This is a genomic window from Actinomycetospora termitidis (assembly GCF_030286555.1).
In the GTDB taxonomy this organism is placed as follows: domain Bacteria; phylum Actinomycetota; class Actinomycetes; order Mycobacteriales; family Pseudonocardiaceae; genus Actinomycetospora; species Actinomycetospora termitidis.
On the sequence record NZ_JASVWF010000011.1, the window covers coordinates 56,103 to 77,209 of the forward strand.

Sequence of the window (21,107 nt, forward strand, 5' to 3'; positions counted from 1 at the left end):
GACGCTCGGAGGGTCACCCCAGGGCGCGCTCGAAGACCCGACGGCGCTCGCTCGGGCCGAGGTACTCGGTCGCAGCCAGCGTCTCGGCGTTGATCGACTCGTCCCCACTGCTGATCGCGAGCGCGGCCGCGGAGGACAGAAGCGCGGCGAGCTCGCCGATCGTGCCCTCGGATCGCGCGATCAGGTACTCGGCCATCTCCGGCTGCGCGATGTCCGAGCGCCGACGCAGCGGGAACGACGCCGCGAAGCTCGCGAGCAGCGAGCGGGTCTCGTCGCTGTCGGCCTCCCAGCGCGGCAGCACCACCGGCTGGAAACGGTTCTCGAGCTGGTCGTCCGAGCGGATGGCGAGGTAGGCGTCGTGGGTGCCGACCCCCACCAGCGGGACACGCAGGTTGTTGCCCAGCTGGCGGAGCAGGTTGAGGAACTCGCGGCGACGGGAGGCGTTGCCGGCGAGCATGTTGTGCAGCTCGTCGATGACCAGGACCCGCAACCCGTTGCCGCCGAGCCACCACATGGCGGTGCGCTCGAGGTCGACCGCCCGCGGCCGGGCCTGACCACCGACCGGGTCGGGAGAGCCGCAGGCGTCCAGCAGTGCCGCGTAGAACCGCGTGACCGACGGCTCGGAGGGCATCTGCATGACCACCAGCGGGATCGGTGGCGTGAGCCGGTCCTCCGGCATGGCGGCGACGCGGGCGTCCACGGTGCGCCGGAACTTCTCGATCAGGATCGACTTGCCGTTGTTGGTCGGGCCGGCGATCAACAGGTTCGGCATGCGCTGTCGCGACGGCCAGTCCCAGAGTTCGTCGAGGCGGCGCAGGGCGGCGGCGACTCGTGGGTAGCCGATCCAGCGTTCGGCGCGCACACGTCGAAGGCGCTCCTCGTCGGGTCGGCGCGCGTGGTCTCGAGCTCCTGGGTGCAGGTGGGACAGGTCGAGCTCGTCGGGATCCACCCGAGTCACCACTCCTCGATGTCGTCGAACGGTGCTGGCGCCGGCTCTTCGGCTCTGGCGTCCCGGCGAAGGTCGGGCGGTGGCGGTGGGACGGCGATCGGACCGGAAGACGGCGTTGACGCCACGGGGCGGCGCTGACGTTCCCGGCGGGCGCGTCGGGTCGACTTCGTCGCGGTGTCGCTGACGTGGCGCATTTGCTCGACCGAGGCGAACAGGGCCTGCTCGTCGACCTCGCCGCGTCCTTGCTCCCGCAGGCTCGCGACGGCGGCCCGGTGTTCCCAGAGGCTGATTGCGGGGTGAGCGAGGTGGCGGTAGCCGACGCTGAGGTAGGCGTTGCTCTGCGGGTCGAGCACCCAGACCCGGGACAGATCGCGGGGGTCGCGCCGGACAACTACTTGGCCGATCTGTTGTCGGCGGGCGATCAGGGGCTTGAGGGTGTCGCTGAAGTAGTGCACGTGGTCGATGACGAGGCCGGTGCGGTTAAGTCGCCGGCGGACGACGGGCAGGAAGTCGACCAGGAAGGACCGGGGGTTGGCCACTGTCGTCGGCGGGTGCGCGGTGGCCTTCTCCTCCCACACCGCCAGCGGCGGGCGTCCGTGACCCTCGTGGACCTGGTGGTGGTAGGCGGCGACGGCGAAGGCCAGCCAACGTTGCAGCTCGAGCAGGGTCAGCGCCGCGGTCGCCTCACTGTCGTAGGGCCCGCGGTCGACCGGGTTGGAGAACGTCGTCCCCGGTAGCTCGTGAACCTCGCTCATCAGCGTGCCGATGAGCCTCTCCACGACTCCGCCGTACTGTGGTTCACCCGGCGGCCGGTAGTCCAGCGCGATGCCGTGTTCCTCGCACCCTCGTCGTAACGCCTCGGAGTGGAACTCCGCGCCGTTGTCGACGTACAGCTGCGCTGGCTTACCCGCCATCGGCCAGCTGACCTGCGCGCCGAGCGTTTCCAGCCATGCCTGCTTGTCCGTCGCGATGTGGGCCAGGCAGAGCCCGACAGAGGTCGCCGACGGCGGATCGAGGGTGACGACCATCCCGACGATCGCCCGGGTGGTCACGTCGATGCCCACTGTGAGAAATGGCCGGCCGATCGGGGCTCGGTCCTGCTCGTCGACGAGGACCACATCGATGACGGTGTGGTCGATCTGCACCTGCCCCAGAGGCTCGACCGGAGTCGTCGTGCTGCCTCCCGCTGAGTCGACCTTGCGTGCGGCGTCGGGTCCGCCACGAGAGCCCGCTGCGGCTCGAGGATCCAGAACCGCGATCCGACGCTCCACGGCACCACGCGACGGTGCGCTCAACCCCCTCACACGGCAGGCCCGCACGATCGAGCGGTGAACAGAGGCGACCGAGGGTCGTTGCCGCTTCAGATACCGCTTGCGCAAGACGTCCTTGATGACAGCCTCGACGTCGTCGGGTAGGCGGCCCTTGCCCCTCCCCCCAGACGACCGTCGGGGCAGCAGGTCCGAGACTCGACCGTCGCCGGCGCGCCATCTCAACAGCAGGGAGTAGGTCTGGCGACGGGAGAGATCCAGCGCGAGGGCCGCGCGATCAACTGCCTCGTGGCCCGGTGCGTCCAAGTGGGCGAGCTCGCGCACGACCGCGGCGCGCATGCGGGCCAGGGCCCAATCAGCCTCAGAGGCAGCGAGGAGCCCGCGCTCGGCTCCTGCAAGGTCCTCGCCTGCCATCACCGACCTCGCTCTGTGCAGCGCACTTCGGTCAAGATGCTGACCGTGCACATGACTCTGGCCAACACCAGTGTTCGCAGCCCTCTGCACCTGGTCAAGAATCCGCAGTTCAGGAGCGCAGTCCACTTCGAGAATTGACAGTGGCGACCTTCCCGGCGGTCGGCGACGTGGAGCGCGACGACGCCCTCGCTCGGCTCGACCGCCGGCACCGCGAGTACGAGGATTCTCGCTGGTCAGAGGCAGGGGACGAGCCCCGGGAGGTGCTGGACTACCTTGTCGAGCACCGCGCCCGGCTGGCCCGCCTGCCTCGCGAGCTTGCCCAGGGCGACGTGTGGGACGAGCTGGTGCTCACCGCGTGGGTGCACTGGGACGACCGCCGCCGCGAGGCAACAGTGCTGCACCAGGCGATCCGCCGCGGGCTGTCGTTGCGCGAGGTCGGTCGGTTCGTCGGCGTCCACACCGCCCAAGGCATGCGCGATTACCTCGACAGCCTCGACGCTCGCTTGCGGGAGTACCGCCGCCACACCCGCGACCCCGATCCGACCCGCATCCGCTCCCCCGCCCCGGGGGGCCGCGAGCTCCTAATCGACGACACGGCAGCCCGCGCCGACCACGAGCCCGATCAAGGCGACGATGCACCGTCGCGACGCAGCCGTAACCCCTACCTGCGCTACCAGGGCCGCTCGCGGGCGGTCCGCGGCGCCGACGGGCAGTACACCCGCGACCGTCGCGCCGCCGAGCGAGCCCGACCAGCTCGGGAACGCTGGCTGGCCGATCAGCACGACCAGGTCGTGGTCGTGCTCGTGAACCTGCTCGAGCAGGCCGAACGGCTCGGGCTGGCCGCGGCGTCCGAACCTGATGCGTCGCCGGTGCTCGGCGACTACCTCTCCTGGATCCGCGACGACCTGTCCGACGGAATCGACGACGCGACCCTGCACACCCTTGGGCTGGCTCTGCGAGCGCTGCGCAGCGAGCCGACGGTGATCGAGCTGGCACCTCAGCACGGCGTCCATCGGGCGATCGGCGCTGCGGACGGGCTCCGCGCCGACCACGCCTCCTTGAGACCTGACCGCGTCAGGACGGTGGACGATAGGTCCTAGGCCCCGCGGCTGGGATATGCGCTCCCCTACCCCGGCGGGAAGGGGACCTGGCCAGCGAGCGGCTCTTCCGCGAGGCTTTGAGGGACCCCGCGACCACGCCCGAGAATCCCGGCCACGCAACCTGCGAGCCACAGGTGCTCGGGGCCTCCCTTCTCGTAGGCCGCGCCCAGCGGCCCGTAACCGCTTCCCTGCTCGGCGCCGCGTGCTCGTTGTCGTCGACCTGAGCGTCCCCCACGAACGGAGAACGTAGTAGCGGGGCGCGCTCCCCGGGTCTTGCAGGTCCTGGCAACGCCGACTCCCGGGCTCGCAAGAGGGCCACGGGTTGAGCGCCACAACGCTCACGCGCGCGTTTCGCTGAGCGACGTTCCCGCATCTCAACCCACCCATCCATAGCCCAGGTGGGAGGCCACCGGTGGAGTCAGGAAGGACGCTCGATCGCGCCTCTTGTGCGGCTATAGCTGACGACCCCGGTGCGCTCCCCGGCTACAGCACAGGCGGCACAACACGTTTGCGCCCGTCCATCGCACCTGTTGAGCCACACTATGCGGGCATCGCGGGTACCCCTGCTGGCCGCGCTTGTGATGGGCATGCGTGCACCACATGCACTCCAACGCGATGACGCAACCGGTGCTGCACGCTGGTGTACCCGGTTACTGCCTTCTTACCTGCCCGGTGCGGTGACAGGTCCCGTGACAGGTGTGCCGACACGTGTTGCACTCCGCGCCTCGCCTTCTGCCGCGCCACACGCCGCCCCGGGTGGCGGACGCTCTTTGGCGCATCATGTGTCCCTGGGGCACGACACCGGCTCCACCACCGGTGTCCCGCGCGGTGCCCTCCGTATCGTCCACCTGACAGCCACCTGAGCGACCGGTGATGCCTTTGTAGCTCGCAGATGTCGCACGGGTGGCGTGGCGTGTCGCGCCTAGGTGGATGGTCGACGGCATGCCATCCTTCCGCCCTAGAAGCGCACTGTTGCCGCCAGGTGCGGCCCCGGTGCGCTACAGCGGGGCACCTGGCTGGTCGCCAGGTCCTGAACATCTGGCGCCACGGTGTCCGCCGGGGGGCCTCAGCCGGTGGGCGAACAGGAGTCGGTGGCGGGCCGACTCAACTCAGAACGAACGGGAGCTGGGGTGCGACGAGTAGTTGCGATCTCCAATGGCAAGGGTGGGGTCGGGAAGACGAGCTTGACGGCTGGCCTGGCCGGGCTGGTCGCGGCCTCGGGTTACCGGGTTCTCACTGTCGACATGGATCCGCAGGGCAATCTGCGCCGAGACCTGGGCTATCCGGACGCCGATCAGGGCTTCAATCTGACTTCGGCGATACGCGACGGAGCTCCGCTGGTGCCGCTTCGTGGCGTCCGCGAAGGCCTTGACTGCGTCCCGGGCGGGGCGACCCTTTCCGACCTGCCCGCGACTTTCATCTCACGCTCGGCCCGCGGGGACGTGATGAGCGGCCTGAGCACGGTACTCGGCCAGGTCCGTCCAGAGGGGGAACCGCACGCGGACTACGACCTGGTCTTGATCGACACCCCGCCCGGTGAGCCGATCCTGCAGGACCTGGTCCTGACAGCCGCTGACTATCTGGTGATCCCCACCCGCTCGGACGACGCATCGATCGACGGGCTGGTCACCGTCGCGCAGCGCTTCATGCGCGCCCGCGAGAGCAACCCCGGCCTGATGCTGCTCGGGGTGCTGCTCTTCGGCGTGGGCGCTCGCAGCACTCGGCTCCGCACCACCGTCCGGGCGGCCCTCGACGACATTCTGGAAGGAGCAGCGCCGGTGTTCGAATCCAGCATCCGCTATCTCGAGTCAGCCGCCATCGACATCCGCCGTCACAGCCTGCTCCCACACGAGCTCGAAGCGAGCCAACTGGCGGAGAAGAGCGAGCGGCTGGCCCGGCTGCGCAATCGCGAGGGCGCCGGCGCAGAGCGCCTGCTGAGCCGGGACGCCTCAGGCCTGGCCGGGGACTACAACGCCTTGGCGCGAGAGCTCCTCGAGGCCATCGCCGAACACGAAAACCACCGACTCCTGACCAACCCGGCCGCGGCGGCGGGCGCCTGATGCCGGCCAACGATCGCCCGAAGCTGGGCTCAGCTTTCCGGACGCAGGACCGCACACAGGGTCTGGCGGGCCTACTTGCGTCGACGCCAACGACCGATGACCCGGCCAAGCCGTCTACGCCGGCTGAGCCACCAGAGCGAACCACCCCACGCGACACTGCCCCCGAGCAGGAGCCGCGGACCTCGTCGGCCTCCTCGCCGGGCACGGAGGCCGCCGACGCCGCTCCTTCTTCGCCCGCCTCGTCCCGTGGGTCGGAGCCACGCCGGGGCCGCCGGGCGGAGCCACGCCGCAGGCGCCGGCCGGGATCTGCTGGAGAAGCTGGTGCTTCGAGCGCTGGGGCCGAGGACATTCCGCGGGTGGTTCCGGTGGTGCTCGATGCCGGCGTCCTCGAGCAGCTGCGGCTGCAGTCTCGCCACACCGGGCAGACTCACGGTCTGATCGCGCTGGCGGCGATCGAGAATCACCTCGACGCGCTCTCCACCGAGTGGTCGACCCCTTCGGCGTCCTTCAGCCGGAGCTCGCTGTTCGGCCGTACCCAGCCCCAGCATCGGCGCACCGAGCCCGGAGTGCAGACTCAGCTGCGCCTCGCTGCAGGCGATGCGGACGTGCTGGACGAACTCGTCGACCGCTGGTCCGCGCCCTCCCGCTCGGCACTTGTCAACCGGGCACTCAGCTTCGAGTTCTCCGAAGAGCATCATGGCGGAGCGGGGTGAAGACAGGCAGGTGAGAGACCCGCAGGCGCGTTACTGCGGATCTGCCGCCGACTCGTTCCCGCAGAGCGCCCTTCCGCCCAGCAAGTGATGGAGAGCGCCTCGGCGCCGATCGATCGGTGTCGAGCTCCGCCGATAATCAGAGGTGCAGCAATTATGTCAGCAGCAACTGGCCAGCGTCGGCCTCGGACTGGCTTGCGCAGCGGACCACGGGGCGGGCCGGCGCTGCTGTTCAGGCGCGGGTGGCCGGGACTTTCACCAGGAGCGCGCTGAGCCCGATGGCGATAAGTATCACGAAGAGCGCCCCGATCACCTGCCCGGGCGTCACCGGCGCGGCGTTCCCAGCAAAGCCGGTTCCCCCCGGGCGGACGGCACTGCTGCCGAAGGCGCAGCCGAGCAGGGTGACGTCGATGGCGCCGAATCTGCGCACGAGCCACCAGCCGCCGCGCCGGTATTTCAGGTAGAGCCATCCGCCCAGGGCGACCAGGCTCACGCCGACGAGCAGCTGAACGTTCCCGCGGTCGACCAGGGAGAGCGACACCGCGACGACCGTGACGAGCCCTGCAGCTACCGCGGCGACACAGCGCTCACCGCCCGATGGCTGCCGCAGTGTCGAAAAACGCTGTCTGACTTGGTCGGCGCGCTGGGCTTCGTCCGCCGCCGCGGCATCGCGACGCTCCCCCTCTTCGGCGCGGGCCCGCCCCGTGCGCTCCTCGGCCGCGTGAAGCTCGTCGCGGAGGGCGGCGTCGCGCTGGAGCCGCAGCGACTCTCGGGCCACGCCGAGCCGTTTGCGCTCAAGGCGCAGGCGCTCCTCGTCGGTGCGGCGCCGGTGCCGCTCGACGTCCGCGGCCACGCACCACTCGCACCACGGTTGGTGCACGACGTGGCCGCAGCTCATGCCGACCCCTTCCCCCTCGTGAGGCAACCTTCCACTGGGCCATCTTGCGGAGCAAGGTCAGATTCGTCGCCGTCTCGCGGCCGACAGCTCGAGCGGGCCATCGAGTCCCGCTCGATCTGTCAACGATCTTGTCGGACCCCTTCGGCACGCTGCCGGCGTCGGACGCGTCGCGGGAGGCTTCGGAAGGTGGACGGGGAGCATGGCGGGGTCGCTCGAGGTGCAGGTCCTGGAGGCTCGCGAGTTGGAGGAGGTCCTGGCCCGCAGCGTTGAGGACGGTCTGATGGAGGACTCGGCCTGGCGTGAGGACGTGCCGACGCCGCAGGAGCCCGGGGTGTACGTGTGGGCCGCCTCGGGCCTCGTGGTGTACGTCGGGAAGGCGGGGAGCCTTGCCGACCGGCTGGGGTACGAGCAGCGCCTGCGGGATGGCTACGAGCCCGCGGGGGATCGCTGGGAGGTCTCGGTGGTGCACATGCTGCGGGTGTACCGGGCCAAGCCGATGTGGGCGCGGGCGAGGGACCCGGAGGCGGCTCTCGAGGTCGAGCGGCGGTTGATCGAGTGGCACCGGGCGTGCGTGGGGATCGCGCCGCTTGCGATCGGGTGGGACACCAAGCCGGGCAGTCCCCGCGAGCAGGCGGAGACGATGGCTCGGGAGCTCTGGAACCTCGACCCGGCGGCGCGGCCGTCCACGGCGGGGGAGCGGTTCCGCCGGATCGCGGATCCGGCGGAGCCGGACGGCACCCGGTGGGTCCTGGGCGAGGCGCACAGCGAGGGCACCTGAGCCTGGCTCAGTAGCCGGGTGGTGGGTGGTTGCGGTGGCCCCAGCGGTACATGTCGGCTTCGTACTGGTCGGCGTAGCGCTGTTGCTGGTCGTGGCGGGCGCGCTGGTCCCAGTAGTCGTCGGCGGCGCTGCGCCCGCCGGTGTGGGAGCGGCCGGTGATTCCTCCGGTGGGGTAGCCGTGGTCGTAGAAGGCGGGGCTTCTGCGGCGGGAGGGGCGGGCGGGGCGCCGGAAGATCAGGGCGAGCACGAACAGGGTGGCGCCGAGGGTGAGCAGGAGCTGCCAGAGCAGGGCCGCGGCGATCGCGGCGAGGGTGATCGCGGTGATCCGCCCGGCGCGGCGGCCTGGGCCGGCGGGCGGGGTCCAGCGCCGGCGGAGCAAGCGCACGGTCACCGCGGCGCACAGGGCCTGGACGCCGAGCACGAGGACGGTTCTGCCGAGCTCGGGCAGGGTGGCGGCGTCCACGCGCTCCAGCCTCGCCGAGCCACGGGAGATCCGGAAGGCTGCCCGGGTGGGTCGTCCCGGTCGGGGCGGGCGCGGTCGTCATGTCGCGGGTTCGACAGAGTAGCGGCAGTAAGCGCAGCGTGGGCTCCGGCCGGTGGGGCCGGCGCCGCCGACACCGTGCTCGCAGGTGTTCTCGCCACGCCGCTCGGCGGCGGCAGCGGCCTGGTCGCGGCGCTCGCGGGCGATCTCGGCCCAGCGGTGCTCGTGGCGGTGTTCACGGCTGCGGGCGTCCCACAGGGTCTCGTGGCGATGGTCGCGGCCGATGCCGCGGATGGGCAGCTCGGGGACGGGTTGGCCGGGGCGGAGCGCCCAGCCGAGCCCGTCGTGCCCGGCGGTCGGGCCTTCCCCGTCCTCGTGGTCGTCGGCGTGGTCGTCGGCGTGGTCGTGTCCAGCGGCGGCACCGGAGGTGGGGTGGGGGAGCAGGGTGGCGGCCCAGGGGTCGTCAGGGCTGATGACCGCGGAACTGTCAGCGCGGGCTGACGGGTGTTCGGGGTGCTCGGGGGGCAGGTCGGCGGGGTCGGTGTCGGCGATGCCTTGCAGGAGGTGGGCGAGCCAGACGGCGGGGTTGCGGATCTTGGTGGGGTTGGTGGTCCAGCCTTTGGTGTGGGCGACGTGCCAGATCAGCGGGACGAGCTCGGCGACGCTCCAGGTGGTGGGGGAGGCGGCGAAGCGGGTCAGGGCGGGGATGAGGCGCCCGACGGGGGTGTGGCGCAGTACGGGGATCTCGCGGCGCAGGTCCTCGGCCAGGCGCACCGCCCCGGGGTGCTGGCGCGGCCGGCGGCGCGCCGTGGGGCCGGGGCGGGCCGCCGGGTTCGGGCGGCGTGCCGCGGGGCGGTTCCGGGTGCGTCGATGCTGCTCGGAGGGTCCGTCGGCGCGGGGGTCGACCGGGTAGGAGCGGGTATCGGGGCCCAGGCGGGGCCGGGGGCGGGTCCCCGGTCCCGGATCCGGGGTGCCCTGGTTGGTCGAGGCTTCGAGCGCAGCGAGTCCGTCGGCGCTTGTCGCCGAAGATCCATGAGATCTTCTTGAGGGGAAAGATCGACTTGGGCCGCCTATCGGGGGGGTGCCATCTTCCCCAGCATGCCCTCCGAGCTGCGTCGATGCGGTTGCGGAGGTCGCCGCGGCGGGGACGAGTCGGTGGGGGAGGTGGCGGGTGAGCCAGCGGGGCACACCGAGCGCGTAGACCGAGACGTAGCGGCGTTGCTTGGAGCCGGCGGCGTGGGCGGCCATGGCCTCGGCGAGGTACATGTGCCGGCCGCGGAAGACCTCGACGGCGATGCCGAGCTCGCGGGCGGCGGCGCGGGCGCGCTGCACGGTGCGCTCGGAGCAGCCGACCTCGGCGCGCACGTGCTCGACCGAGACGGTGATCGCGCGGCCGGTGTCATCGTCGGCGTGGCGGGCGTGCACGGCCATGACGCGCGCGAGGGTCTCGGGGGCGACGTGGTGGCGCGCCAAGACCTCACGGCCGCGGGCGATCGCGGTGGGCAGGGCGACGCGCAACCAGTAGTCGCGTGAGGCCCATCCCGGCACCGAGGTGTAGGTGCCGGGCGGAAGGACCAGGCGTCGCGCCGTGCCCTTCGCCCGCCTCGCCGCCCGACAGCATGCGCAGCGACCCGCACCGGCCCGGGTCGCGACGTGCGGGATCCACGCGTCCCGAGCCAGCGGGTCTCGTCCGGGGCCCTGGCTGAGGGGATGCGTGTGCGCCCGGCGCGTGCGACACGCGTCGGTTCGGAGTGGGGGAGAAGGAGGACGTGCGCTACCCTGGGGGCAGCTTGGTACAGCAGCCTCCTACTTCGGAGGCACCCGGGTCGAGGAAGCTACGAACTTCCGAGACCGCCCCAGGTTCCTGGGACACATGCCCGCCCCCGGCAAGGGGCGGGCTTTCGTGTGTCTAGGGCCTGGTGCGGCTGACCGTGGTGCCGGTGTTCAGATGTGCAGCGCCGCGCGGGCGCGCGTCATCCCGCCTCCGGCAGCACCTCCTCGGGCAGCAGGTGCGCGGGGAGCTCGTCGCGGTGGCGCAGGCCGATCGCGATGATGGCCTCCAAGTAGTCCTGGTAGCGGACCTGCGCGGCGTCGCAGTCGGCCTCAACCGCGCCAGAGGAGGCGTCCTTGAGCCGGACCTTGTAGTCCTTGACGTATCCGAGGCTCGGCCTGCCTCCTGCCCCTCGCTTCATGCGGGCACTCTGGCACGGCCAAGTTCTAGGAACAGGTACGACACGCCGAAAGATCGCCACGAGTAGTTAGACCCGCGACGCGGCCACTTTGGATCCATCCCGTCTGACCTTCGGCCTCGAACGGGAAGCCGACGCGGGAGGGCCTGGCAGCTGCTGGCGTTCGTCTGCCCGGCGCTGCCGCCATCAGTTGTGGCTGGGCGCGCCAGGGGTGTGGACTCTGCCGCCAGTGATGACGTGCTGGATGTCTGCGAGGGCGTGGAGGTCCTCGAGAGGGTTGGAACCGAGGACGAGCAGGTCGGCGCGATATCCGGGTGTGAGCTGGCCGATCTGCGCGCCGAGCCCGAGGGCGTGGGCGGCTTCAGTGGTGGCGGTGGCCAAAGCGCGCGCGTGGGTCCAGCCGGCGGCGTGGAACTGGGTGACGGTGTCGACGAGGGTGTCGAAGTAGCCCTGGCCGACACCGGCATCGTTCCCGGCGACGAGTCGGATGCCGTGCTGGTCGTTCCAGGCGAGTTTGGCGAGCTGCAGGTCCAGGCGCGCCTCTGGCGGCCACGTCTCCCACTCCCGAGCTCGGGTGGGTACGACAGCGATGCCGGTGCGAGCGATGATCTCGGCGATCTCTTCGGAGGGCGCGTACCCCATAGCTCCATCGGCATCCGGTGGAGCGAGCCACCCTCCGTGCTCGATGGTGTTGACCCCGGCCTTCGCGCAGGCAGCCATCGCGTCGGCTCCGTGCGCGTGGCCCGCGACGGGCAGGCCGTGCTCTCGCGCCGACGCGACGATCAAGGCGAGGTCTTGCTCGCTGAACTGGCTCTGCCACATCGGGGCGCCGGCTGGCGTCATCATCCCGCCGCTGGTCATGACCTTGATGACGTCAGCTCCCCCCGCGAGGTGACGGGCCACCGCGGCGTCGACGGTCCGGCGGTTCTCGACCGCGGTGCCGTTGAGGTCGATCTCGCCGCCGAGGAACCAGCAGTGGCCTTTCGGGGCGGTCAGAGGCGAGCGGGCGGTGAGCATGGTGGGCCCGAGCAGCTGGCCGGCCTGCACCTGGGCGCGGTAGCTGGCGACCAGCCCGTCACGGTCGCCCAGGTCCCGAGCGGTGGTGACTCCGCCGTCGAGCAGGGCCCGGGCGTTGCTGCGCACTGTGTGTTCGAGGGTCGCAAGGTCACCGGCCTCGAGCGCCGGTCGGGGATCGGTGGTGACGTCGAAAGACAGGTGAACGTGGACGTTGATCAGTCCGGGCATGACGGTTGCGGCGGGAATGTCCATGACCGTCGCCCCGCCTGCTGCGCCTTCGAATTCGGTTGTTGGTCCGACCGCGACGATCCGGTCCCCGTCGATCAGGACCGCGCCGAGTTCCACGGGCGGCTGGTCGGGGCGAGTGATGATGCGCCCCGCCCGCAGGAGAACGGGCCCTGGAGGGGTCGGCGTGTGCTGGGCGGTCACGGTGAAGATCGTCGCGCACGACCGCGGCGTCGGCTCTGCGGGCCAGGGCATCGCGGTCAGGACTGGCCGGCGGGCTGAGCTTCCTCGGTGGCCCAGGACAGGTCGCGTTCGCGGAGCCGAGCAGATAGTTCGGCGTAGGCGGCCGCTTCGTCGTCGAGGGTGGGGTAGCTGCGGTCGTCGTCGACGCCGCATGCGATCAGCTCGGCCCAGAAACGTTCCGCCGGGGTCCTGCTCTCGCTCGGAGTCGGTACCGCTGCGCTGAAGCCCTCGGCACGGTTGATCGCGTCGCGGCACTGAGTCACGCGGCCGACGTAGCGGAACCGGAAGTGCGGCCGGGTTGTGGCCTCAGCCGGCGCCTGGCCGGGTTCAGTGCCGCCGAGGGCGACGGCGGGCCGCTCGACCTCGGGGAAGACGGTGAGCGCGGTGGTGGCCAGGGTGCGCATCCGGCTGTAGCGCACGCGCCGGGTCGCCCAGCGTCGCGTGGCTACAAGGCGCCCTGCGAGCAGCGGGGCGACCAACCCGAGGATCAGCACTGGGTTGCCGAGGTTGTAGAGCGGGCTGGCGATCGCGTAGAGCAACTCGGGCCGCCCGCCCGTGGTCATGCTCAGCACGACGGCGACGAAGCGGGTGGTGACGGCGACCGCATGCATCATGGCTGCGGCGGCGACGAGGGCAAGGCCGACTCGCAGCCAGCCCCGGGCCTGACGGAGGTAGCGAAGGGTCGGAATTGCCACCGAAAGGTCGAGGTAGGCGAAGTAGCCGAGTGCGACCAGGTAGAAGACCCCTGTCGTCGGGTGCCCGGCCAGGGTGGCGGCGGAGTCGTCGTGGGGGAGGTCCCCGAACCACATCAGGCCCGAGAGGACCGCGAGCACCGAGCAAGCAACGGCGAACAGGGCCACCTCTCGGCGCACGGCCGGGACGCGCAGGCCTCCGGCGGGGCGGTACAGGAAGAGCAGGCAGAAGTAGGTCGAGGCGGTAATGACGTTCTGCAGGTACTGCAGCACGTAGGGGTTGAACAGCTCGGTGAAGCCATCGATGAACTTGCCCATGACACCGATGGACAGTCCGACGATCAGGCAGGCAGACGCGGCCACCGTGGGCCGCCGAGGATCGAGGTCGATGCCCCTTCGGCGCTCCTCGGCGAGTCGTCCGAGCTTGATCCCGAGCAGGGCCAGCAGGATGACCAGCTGGACGAGATACCCGGGGAGGGTCTTGGTGACGGTCAGCAGAGTCATCACCACTCCCGGAGGTCGCCGAAGGCTTGGTCGAGGCGCGAGAGAACCGGCTCCGGCGCCGCCGGCGACCGGACGATCGTCTTCTCTCCAGTGACCGCCGAGGTGCTCCAGCCCGACAAGATGATCGCTGCGGTCTCCGCCGCCCACTCCGCCTGCGGGTCATACATCGACGACGTCGACTGACTGCGTTGTCGCGGAGTGGTCACTGCATCGAAGCCGCAGACCAGCGCGAGGCCGCCGTCATCGGCCCTGTTGAGGTGCCCCAGGAACAAGTGGGCCAGTTCGTGGGCGAGGATGTGGGTGCGCTCGGCGCTGTTCTGAGCGTGAAACACGATCACGTCCAGGCCGGGCATCGGCATCACGCACCCGAACGATCCAGGTGCCTGGGGCCGGGGCGCGAGCTCGATTCGGCGGGGGCGGGATTCGCTTAGCTTCTGGACGAGTTCGTCGATGTCGAGTGGCTGGGCCACAGAGAGCTCACTCAGGAGCTTCCGGCAGCGCCGCCGCAGCTGACGGATAGTCACTGCCGGTGCCTCCCCTCGCACGGCAACCGTTCGTTCGCTGTGCGGAGTCGAATCGTTACACGCTGACATGACCAGTACCACCCGAACCTAGTCGGGGCATCCCGTTCGTCCTGTTGCTAGATCCCCCCTTGAGGGACCTCGCCCCTCAGCTCGAGCATCGCGTACAGGATCTCCATCATGATCTCGGCGACGCCGGGAGCCCCGGTGCTCCGGCAGATCCTCACCTGACCCTGTACCCCGCCAGCGATCAGCGCCTGCACGATCAACGCACAGTCCGAGCGATCTGCCACGTCGGGGTCAGTGAGATAAGCACGCTCGACCCCGAGCACCATCGACATGCTCGCGAGCAGACGCGGCGACTCGCCCGACGCGAGGTCCTTGGTGAGCAGGCGTGCGACGAGGCGCTGAACCGTGCCTGGTTCGCCGAGCTCTGGGTCGAGCTGGATCAGTCGCTCGACGATCTGGTCCTCAGTCTCGGGGAAGGCCACGTCGCTTCGCACCATCCGGGCCACCGCGCCCCGACGCCGCAGGCGGGCGCCCAGGCTCGGCGCACCCGCCACGGAGGTGAGGTCGAGTGGTAGCGCCGGCATCTCGCTCACGACGGCCCCCTCGACCCATGTCGACATCTCGCCAGGTCGTTAGTGTCGCACACGATGTCCGCTGTAGCGAACGCATGCTCAGGCGCATGTGCATATGAGCGCACACCTTGCGGCGTCAGTCGCCGTTGCGCTCCGTCGCCTGGTCTGTGTCAGTGCCGTCTGCAGGGCTTTCAACGTGCTCCGACTGTGCATGGCCGGCACCCGCGTCGCCGTACTCGTGGACCACACCTGTGAGCAGGCGGTAGATGGCGGCCCGGTGCTGCTCGGGGAGCCCTGTAATTCGGAACGCCACGTCGCGCACCGCCGCGTCGCGCATAGCCACCCGTAGCTCCAGCTCAGCGGCGACCTCGTCGGCCACTGCTCCATCGTTGAAGAAGTACGTCACGGGGACCTGGAAAAAGTCCGCGAGGCCCTGCAGGACCCGCATCGTCGGGTTCGTCTTGATGCCCCTGCGCAGCTCAGAGAGGTGCGATGGGGACATGTCTGTACCGAGCTCGCGCATGCGGGCGGCCGCCTCGCGCACGCTGTACTCCCGCTCCTTGTTCTCGGGGGTCACCATGCTGAACAGGTAGTTCAGCTTCTCGGCGAGCGTCCGCTCGCCCGAGGTGCTGTCCCCGTCCTGTTCGGCCATCAGAGCCTCAGTCCTCCTCAGCTTCTGGGCCCCGGACACCGGGGGCGTCCTCAAAGCTCAACGTTCTCTAGCCTAACGGCTACCCTCGTGTACGCTCAGATACGCACTCCGCCACGAGCTGTGACCGGATTGGTGGCCAGAGGGAGTCCCGGAAGGCGCGGACACCGTCGCGTTGGCCTCTCCGATTCGAGTTGCTTCCCGTGGTCCGGGGGGCAGGAGGGCGGAGGGCGGGCTCCACAAGGTGGTGGTGCGACGTGCGTCGGCTGGCCCCGTCCTTCTGCGAGGTCTCAGTTCAGGTGGGGTGCGGACTTGGCCGCACCGAGACAGCGACAGACATCCCGCGATGGCGCACGCCATCCGGCGGGTGGCTCGGAGGAGCGTGATGGCGCAGCACGACGCGAACGGCGGCGAACTGCTGGTCAGTCCTTCCGGCGCCCGCGCGGGAACGCCGGCCGGCGGGGCACCCGCCAGCCCGGGCGACACTGCGGCCTCCACCCACGAGCAGGAGCTCCAGGACGCGGCTCTACTACACGCTCACCTCGAAGGTGACCGGGACGCGTTCGCCGAGCTCCTGCGGCGTCACCGTCGGTCTCTGTTCCGCACCGTCTATGGGGTCGTGGGGCACTATCAAGACACCGAGGACGTCCTTCAGGAAACCTTCACTCGCGCGGTCCGGCACGCAGGAAGCGTTCGCCGCGAGACTCAGGTGGCGTTGTGGATGCGTCGGATCGCGGTCAACACCGCAATCCGCCACCTCGAGCGGCAGCGGCGGGTCGCCGTCCCGGTCGGCATCGATTCGGGCCCCTTCGATGCGGGCCAACCGCCCGCGGCCGCCGACGTAGAGCAGGCTCTCAGCGTCGAGAAGGCCCTTGGGCTGCTCAGCCGAGACCAACGGGCGTGCATCCTCCTGGTCGATATGCGCGGGTTCACTAACGCAGCCGCGGCCGAACTGCTCGGGATCCCGGTGGGCACGGTGAAGTCCCGGGTCCTGCGCGCCCGCGATGCCCTCGCCCAGCAACTGGGTGATTTTCTGTGACGATGAGGCCAGTAGGGTGATCGGCTGAGTCTTACCTCTTCGACGGGACCGGGCTCTGGACGTGAGCAGGTCCCAAGGAGACCGATCGTGAGCAGCTCGGACGACGAGCGAGACGCAGGCGTCTCGCTCGATGAACTCGTCGCGTACGAGGCGGGCGAGCTCACCGGCGCCGAGGAGGAACGACTCCGTATGAGGATCGCGCGCGACCCCGCCGCCCAGACCCGGCTTGCGCGCATGCGAGCCGTCCGACGGCTGCTCCCCAGCACCCCAGTAGACGTGCCCGACGACATGCCCGACGACATGGCCTCGCGAGTCGAGTCGCACCTGCGGCGTGAGGTCGAGCGCTTCGCCCGCGGCGACGCCGACCCCGAACCCCCCGCGGTCTAGCACCACCAGCTTGAACAAGCTCTGCACACGCGCTAGCGCATGGGCGTACCCGGCTGTCCGCCAAAAAACTCCGATTTCAACGGATCCATACACCGCCTAGGGCGGGTCTTACTCAGCAGGCGCCGCACATCCCGAGCGGCGTCCCGCTTGAGGAGACGTCCGTGGGCTTCCGCAGTGGCAGGACCGCATGAGCGACCCGTTCGGGTCCCGCCATGGCGGTGGCCCCCAGCAGCAGCCCTCCCGCGGTCGAGGCCCGACCCCCTTAGACCGCCTCGGCTTTGGCGGCGAAAGCCGCATGGCTGGTGGCTCCGCGCCGTCGAGGCGCGTGATGTCCCCGGTCCGGGTCGTGATCGCCGCGACTGTCGTCCTGGCTGTGTTCGGCATCGCCGGCGTCGCAACGCTGGCCAGCACGGGGAGCTCGACCCAGCTCGCGGACCCCTCGGCGTCATCGAGCCCCTGGAACGCGGCATCAAGGAGCCGCGAGCCCGGCACGCAGGCGTCTGGCTCCCGATCGGCGGATACTCCCAACCCGGGACCGGACGCAGGTGCTCCGATCACCCCGGAGCCTCCGCCCTCCGCGACGACGCCCACCAGCCCGCCTGCTCTGCAGGAGCCCTCGCCCGGTTACCCGCCGACCATCGGCACGCCTGAGACGTCAGCGACCAACACCGTCCCCTCGGCAGAAGCCACCTCCTCCCCGACCAGGGACGGGGACACGACGACGAGTCGCTCCAAGCCCGCCGCGGGACCGGTCGCGCCGAGTTCTCGCCAGCAGCAGCCGAAGCGAGAGCAGGCGAACTCGCCGAGCACGGTCCTGCCGATTCAGCCATCTGCTCAGACGAAGGGCACTGCCCCCTCGAAGCAGGCCTCGCCTCCAATCACCTCATCCCAGCCAGAGGCTTTTCCTCCTGCCAGCACCTCCCGGGTCGAGGTGCCGGAGCCCTCGCGCTCGGCCCAGGCCTCGACCACGCCAGCTCCGGGTGCAACGCCCACGACTAGTCCCGCGGGAACGACGGACGGGCTGCCCGCTCCGGTGACGGTGGGTCCGGTGCAGGTTGGGCCGGTGCGGGTCGGGCCGATCATCGTGATCCCGCAGCCGAACGGGGCGCCACCGAAGGTGCAGGTCGACGTACCCGGCCCGAGCGCCTCGCCGTGGTCCGCTGACGCCCCGCCCTCCTCGAGCGCCGCGCCGGCCGGGTCGGAGAGTGCGCCGTCGAGTGCCCCGCCGGACAGGGCTGAGGAGTACCCGAGCTCGCAGACCACGGCACCGCCGGCCAGCGCGACCGCCCCCAGCGGCTCCGGCGCTCCCCAGGCGACGGTGCAGTCGGCTCCGGGCGGGGCGTCTTCGGCGACCACGACGGGCCCCCCGGCAACTGGCACTGGGTCGGAGACACCGCAGGGGTCGGTGACGACGTCGAGCTCTGGTGGCGCTCAGGCCCCTACGGCGAGCGCGGCGCCGACGAGTTCACCGCCATCAGCTACCGGGTCGCCCACGTCAGGCCCCGCCGCGACGGGCACGGCGGGCACAGAGGGCTCGGGCACATATGGCCCGGCCTCCTCCGGCGCTCCCTCGTCTGCTCAGCAGTCGACCTCGGGCGCGGAGAAGCCGACGTCGGTCTCTCCCTCCGTGTCCGGGGCGGGCGGCGCCCCGGGTGCGGGAGCCTCGAACGGTCCGGCGGTGTCGCCGGCGGCGCAGGCCGCTGCGTCGGGGTCGGCGCAGGGTGCCGGGCAGAAGGTGTGCGAGAAGTTCGGGTCGACCAACGTCGACAACGGCACCTACATGGTCCAGAACAACGAGTGGGGCGCCTCGGACGGCCAGTGCGTCACCACCAACGGCGGCCCCGGCTTCTCGGTGGACTCGGGCAACCACAACAAGAACGACGCCCCCGCCGCGTACCCCTCGATCATGTCCGGCTGCTGGATGGGCACCTGCACCAAGGGCACCACCCTGCCCACCCAGATCGGGCAGCTCGGACCGCTGTCGTCCTCGATCGCCGGACAGATCCCGGCGGGCACGAAGTCGAACCTGGCCTACGACATCTGGGCCGACTCGACCCCGAAGAAGAACGGCCACAACGACAAGCTCGAGCTGATGATCTGGCTCAAGGAGACCGGAGGCATCAAGCCGATCGGCGACAAGACCGGCCAGGTCTCAATCGGCGGTGCCAACTGGGACGTCTGGAAAGGCACCAACGGCGGCGTCAACGTCATCTCCTACCTGCGCCAGGGCTACGTCGACTCCGCGGACAACCTCCCGATCACCGACTTCGTCAAGGACGCGGTCAATCAGGGCGTGGTCTCCGACGCCGACTACCTCACCAACATCCAGGCAGGCTTCGAGCCCTGGACCGGCGGCCCCGGCCTGCAGCTGACCCGATTCGATGTCACCAACGGCCAGAGCGCCACCGGCACCGGTGCGGCTGCCAACGGCAGCGCCAGCGGGGCCGGTGCCGCTGGCTCTACCTCGTCGGTACCGACCTCCTCCGCGGCGTCCGGGACCTCGGGCAACGCGGGGGGCACGGGCACCTCCGGTGCGGCCCCGAGCTCCGGTGCGGCCCCAAGCTCCGGGACAGCCCCAAGTTCCGGGGCGGCGCAGAGCTCCTCGCCGCAGTCCTCGGGGGCCGCTGCCGGCGCCGGGGTGACCGCGACGTCCGCGCCGCCCGCGACGTCGAGCGGCTCGCCGGCTACGAGCTCCTCGACTGGCAGCGGTGGCGCCTCCGCGACCTCCGCAGCGCCGTCCTCGTCGGCACCCTCGACGACGGCGTCGGGAAGCAAGCCCAGCTCGGCGGGCTCCGGCGCAACGAAATCCAGCTCGCCTGCGACAGAGTCCAGCTCGCCGGCGACGTCGACTAGCTCGCCTGTGACGTCGACCGGGTCGTCGGCTCCGGAGTCCTCATCCTCCGAGTCCTCCGAGTCCTCCGAGTCCTCCGAGTCCTCCGAGTCCTCCGAGTCATCTGAGTCGGCTTCTGCGGCTCCGACGTCGACGACATCGGCGTCGGGCGCGGGTGCGGGGTCTGCGGGGGGTTCCGGTGGTGAGGCGTCGAAGGGCGGCGCGACCGGCGCGTTGTGGTCGTTGACCAGCGGGCTGGAGGGGTTCCAGTCCACGCCGTGGAACAACGAGAACGCGAAGGACCCGGTGGCGGCGGCGTCGCCGAATGTGGCGGGTCGGCAGGCGGTCAAGTTCGAGGTGCCCGGCGGCGGGAAGCGCTCGGAGTCCCAGCCCGAGAAGGACACCTTCAAGGATGGCGACCACAAGTTCTTCGGCTACTCGGCGTTCCTGGACCAGAACTTCGCTACCGACGCGGACAGCTGGCAGGTGATCTGGCAGCTGCACGACAACGGGGTCAACGGCTCCCCGCCGGTGGCGATCGAGGTCGGCAAGGGCCACCTGTGGCTGGCGACCTCGGGCAACGACCACGACAAGGACCTCGGCGCGGTCACCCCGGGCAGCAACGTCTCGGTGCAGCTCGAGGTCGAGTTCAAGACCGGCGGCGGCTTCGTCAACGTCTGGCGCGACGGCAAGCAGCTGGTCTCCAACTACACCCCGCCCAAGGGCACCACTGTCGACGGCGGCGCCTACCTCAAGACCGGCATCTACCGCGACCCCTCGGAGGGCAAGGACAGCACCCTGTTCCTCAACGATTTGAAGATCGGGGACTCGCTGGAGTCGGTCAGCAACCTCGCCGGCGCCACCACGGCCACCTCCGGCGCTGCGCTGCCAGTGGTCGGGCTGCTGCTGGCGATGATCCCGATCGCGGTCCTCGAGGTTCGCCGTCGACGCCGGGCCCGCTACCCCGAGCTGCTCCTCCCGCGGCCACGACCGGCTTTCGAGCCCCCGACTCGCACGACCAAGTCACCGCGGCCGGTCGCCGGGGCTCGCAGGTGAGCGCGGCGAGGAGGGTGAGGCGCGGGCACTCGATCGGCCCGGCCATCGGCCGGGCTTGGACCTCCCCGGGGTGCGTGGGCTGGGGCAGCTCCCGCGACCGCGGCGAGGGCCAGGGACGGTCCGGCGGGGCCACCGGGTCAGGGAGTTCTCCCGGGCCGTCCCACCTCCACCGACCCGCGCAGCGATGCGCCCACGCGCCGAGCCCTGACCCGACCTCGCGAGCGACACCGCGATGCGCGCTCCGGTCGCACCCCAGCCCCAGGAGGACGGCGTGACCCAACTCGAGGACCACCGCGTGCGTCCCACCCCACCCACCAAGCACCCCGACCCAGCCCACCAGCACCCGTCGCCGCACCGGCCGCCGCTCAGTGCCGCGGCGCCAGGGCCGCCCCGGTTCGTGGTGCCCAGCGACGAGGACTGGGACGGGCGCCCGTTCACCGGCCGCGACGCCGACCGGCCCGCCGCGATCACCGACGCCGACCGCACCCAGGTCGTCCCACCCCGCCAGGGGGCCGC

At 70.7% G+C, this 21,107-nt stretch carries 20 protein-coding genes; 8 read left to right on the top strand and 12 right to left on the bottom strand.

Annotated elements, in window-relative coordinates; translation table 11 throughout:
• Nucleotides 1-13 precede the first annotated feature (13 nt).
• A complete protein-coding gene (locus QRT03_RS31140; protein ID WP_286057060.1) occupies nt 14-862 on the bottom strand; it encodes a TniB family NTP-binding protein in 849 nt (282 codons plus the stop codon).
• A 92-nt stretch (nt 863-954) separates the two neighbouring features.
• Nucleotides 955-2,556 carry a Mu transposase C-terminal domain-containing protein gene (locus QRT03_RS31145; protein WP_286057061.1) on the bottom strand — a complete coding sequence of 534 codons (1,602 nt, stop codon included), beginning with the start codon at nt 2,554-2,556 and terminating at the stop codon, nt 955-957.
• Nucleotides 2,557-2,771: 215 nt separating this feature from the next.
• Between QRT03_RS31145 and QRT03_RS31150 the strand changes: the two genes are divergently transcribed.
• From QRT03_RS31150 to QRT03_RS31160, 3 genes are all read left to right on the top strand, one after another.
• Nucleotides 2,772-3,731, top strand: a complete 960-nt coding sequence (locus QRT03_RS31150) for a hypothetical protein (RefSeq protein ID WP_286057062.1) — start codon at nt 2,772-2,774, stop codon at nt 3,729-3,731.
• 1,130 nt (nt 3,732-4,861) lie between these two features.
• The gene (locus tag QRT03_RS31155) at nt 4,862-5,791 is read left to right on the top strand and encodes a ParA family protein (protein ID WP_286057063.1); all 930 of its coding nucleotides are present in this window, start codon (nt 4,862-4,864) and stop codon (nt 5,789-5,791) included.
• Nucleotides 5,792-6,147: 356 nt separating this feature from the next.
• Nucleotides 6,148-6,504 (top strand): hypothetical protein, encoded by a 357-nt coding sequence (locus QRT03_RS31160; RefSeq protein ID WP_286057064.1) that lies wholly within the window; start codon nt 6,148-6,150, stop codon nt 6,502-6,504.
• A 229-nt stretch (nt 6,505-6,733) separates the two neighbouring features.
• Here the strand turns inward: QRT03_RS31160 and QRT03_RS31165 are convergent, their stop codons facing one another.
• Complete coding sequence (locus QRT03_RS31165) at nt 6,734-7,354, bottom strand: hypothetical protein (protein WP_286057065.1); 621 nt, start codon at nt 7,352-7,354, stop codon at nt 6,734-6,736.
• 244 nt (nt 7,355-7,598) lie between these two features.
• Here QRT03_RS31165 and QRT03_RS31170 point away from each other — a divergent pair, with 244 nt between their 5' ends.
• Nucleotides 7,599-8,177: a GIY-YIG nuclease family protein gene (locus QRT03_RS31170; RefSeq protein WP_286057066.1), complete on the top strand. Its 579-nt coding sequence runs from the start codon at nt 7,599-7,601 to the stop codon at nt 8,175-8,177.
• 7 nt (nt 8,178-8,184) lie between these two features.
• Here the strand turns inward: QRT03_RS31170 and QRT03_RS31175 are convergent, their stop codons facing one another.
• Nucleotides 8,185-8,640: a hypothetical protein gene (locus tag QRT03_RS31175; RefSeq protein ID WP_286057067.1), complete on the bottom strand. Its 456-nt coding sequence runs from the start codon at nt 8,638-8,640 to the stop codon at nt 8,185-8,187.
• A 78-nt stretch (nt 8,641-8,718) separates the two neighbouring features.
• A complete protein-coding gene (locus QRT03_RS31180; RefSeq protein ID WP_286057068.1) occupies nt 8,719-9,432 on the bottom strand; it encodes a hypothetical protein in 714 nt (237 codons plus the stop codon).
• Nucleotides 9,433-9,894: 462 nt separating this feature from the next.
• Between QRT03_RS31180 and QRT03_RS31185 the strand changes: the two genes are divergently transcribed.
• A complete protein-coding gene (locus QRT03_RS31185; RefSeq protein ID WP_286057069.1) occupies nt 9,895-10,191 on the top strand; it encodes a hypothetical protein in 297 nt (98 codons plus the stop codon).
• Between the two features lie 440 nt (nt 10,192-10,631).
• Here QRT03_RS31185 and QRT03_RS31190 read toward each other — a convergent pair whose 3' ends face one another.
• From QRT03_RS31190 to QRT03_RS31215, 6 genes are all read right to left on the bottom strand, one after another.
• The gene (locus QRT03_RS31190) at nt 10,632-10,850 is read right to left on the bottom strand and encodes a hypothetical protein (protein WP_286057070.1); all 219 of its coding nucleotides are present in this window, start codon (nt 10,848-10,850) and stop codon (nt 10,632-10,634) included.
• Between the two features lie 183 nt (nt 10,851-11,033).
• A complete protein-coding gene (locus tag QRT03_RS31195) occupies nt 11,034-12,293 on the bottom strand; it encodes an amidohydrolase family protein (protein ID WP_286057071.1) in 1,260 nt (419 codons plus the stop codon).
• Between the two features lie 56 nt (nt 12,294-12,349).
• Entirely contained in the window at nt 12,350-13,528 is a 1,179-nt protein-coding gene (locus QRT03_RS31200) for a hypothetical protein (RefSeq protein ID WP_286057072.1), read from the bottom strand.
• Nucleotides 13,528-13,998 (bottom strand): hypothetical protein, encoded by a 471-nt coding sequence (locus tag QRT03_RS31205; RefSeq protein ID WP_286057073.1) that lies wholly within the window; start codon nt 13,996-13,998, stop codon nt 13,528-13,530. Before QRT03_RS31205 ends, QRT03_RS31200 begins: the two co-directional genes overlap by 1 nt.
• 170 nt (nt 13,999-14,168) lie before the next feature.
• Complete coding sequence (locus tag QRT03_RS31210; RefSeq protein ID WP_286057074.1) at nt 14,169-14,651, bottom strand: hypothetical protein; 483 nt, start codon at nt 14,649-14,651, stop codon at nt 14,169-14,171.
• Between the two features lie 115 nt (nt 14,652-14,766).
• A complete protein-coding gene (locus QRT03_RS31215) occupies nt 14,767-15,321 on the bottom strand; it encodes a helix-turn-helix domain-containing protein (protein ID WP_286057075.1) in 555 nt (184 codons plus the stop codon).
• Between the two features lie 343 nt (nt 15,322-15,664).
• Here QRT03_RS31215 and QRT03_RS31220 point away from each other — a divergent pair, with 343 nt between their 5' ends.
• Nucleotides 15,665-16,318, top strand: coding sequence for an RNA polymerase sigma factor (locus tag QRT03_RS31220; RefSeq protein WP_286057076.1), 654 nt, complete (start codon nt 15,665-15,667; stop codon nt 16,316-16,318).
• Between the two features lie 87 nt (nt 16,319-16,405).
• Nucleotides 16,406-16,705: a hypothetical protein gene (locus QRT03_RS31225; protein ID WP_286057077.1), complete on the top strand. Its 300-nt coding sequence runs from the start codon at nt 16,406-16,408 to the stop codon at nt 16,703-16,705.
• Nucleotides 16,706-17,539: 834 nt separating this feature from the next.
• On the opposite strand, the gene QRT03_RS31230 is transcribed toward QRT03_RS31225, so the two are convergent.
• Complete coding sequence (locus QRT03_RS31230; protein ID WP_286057078.1) at nt 17,540-18,061, bottom strand: hypothetical protein; 522 nt, start codon at nt 18,059-18,061, stop codon at nt 17,540-17,542.
• A gap of 322 nt (nt 18,062-18,383) precedes the next feature.
• Here QRT03_RS31230 and QRT03_RS31235 point away from each other — a divergent pair, with 322 nt between their 5' ends.
• Nucleotides 18,384-20,591, top strand: a complete 2,208-nt coding sequence (locus QRT03_RS31235; RefSeq protein ID WP_286057079.1) for a GH12 family glycosyl hydrolase domain-containing protein — start codon at nt 18,384-18,386, stop codon at nt 20,589-20,591.
• The last annotated feature ends 516 nt before the right edge of the window (nt 20,592-21,107 follow it).

Coding starts and splice junctions, on each gene's coding strand:
- QRT03_RS31220 (WP_286057076.1), top strand. CDS start 15,665: ATGGCGCAGCACGACGCGAACGGCGGCGAACTGCTGGTCAGTCCTTCC.
- QRT03_RS31145 (WP_286057061.1), bottom strand. CDS start 2,556: ATGCGCGCCGCGGTCGTGCGCGAGCTCGCCCACTTGGACGCACCGGGC.
- QRT03_RS31190 (WP_286057070.1), bottom strand. CDS start 10,850: ATGAAGCGAGGGGCAGGAGGCAGGCCGAGCCTCGGATACGTCAAGGAC.
- QRT03_RS31200 (WP_286057072.1), bottom strand. CDS start 13,528: ATGACTCTGCTGACCGTCACCAAGACCCTCCCCGGGTATCTCGTCCAG.
- QRT03_RS31170 (WP_286057066.1), top strand. CDS start 7,599: ATGGCGGGGTCGCTCGAGGTGCAGGTCCTGGAGGCTCGCGAGTTGGAG.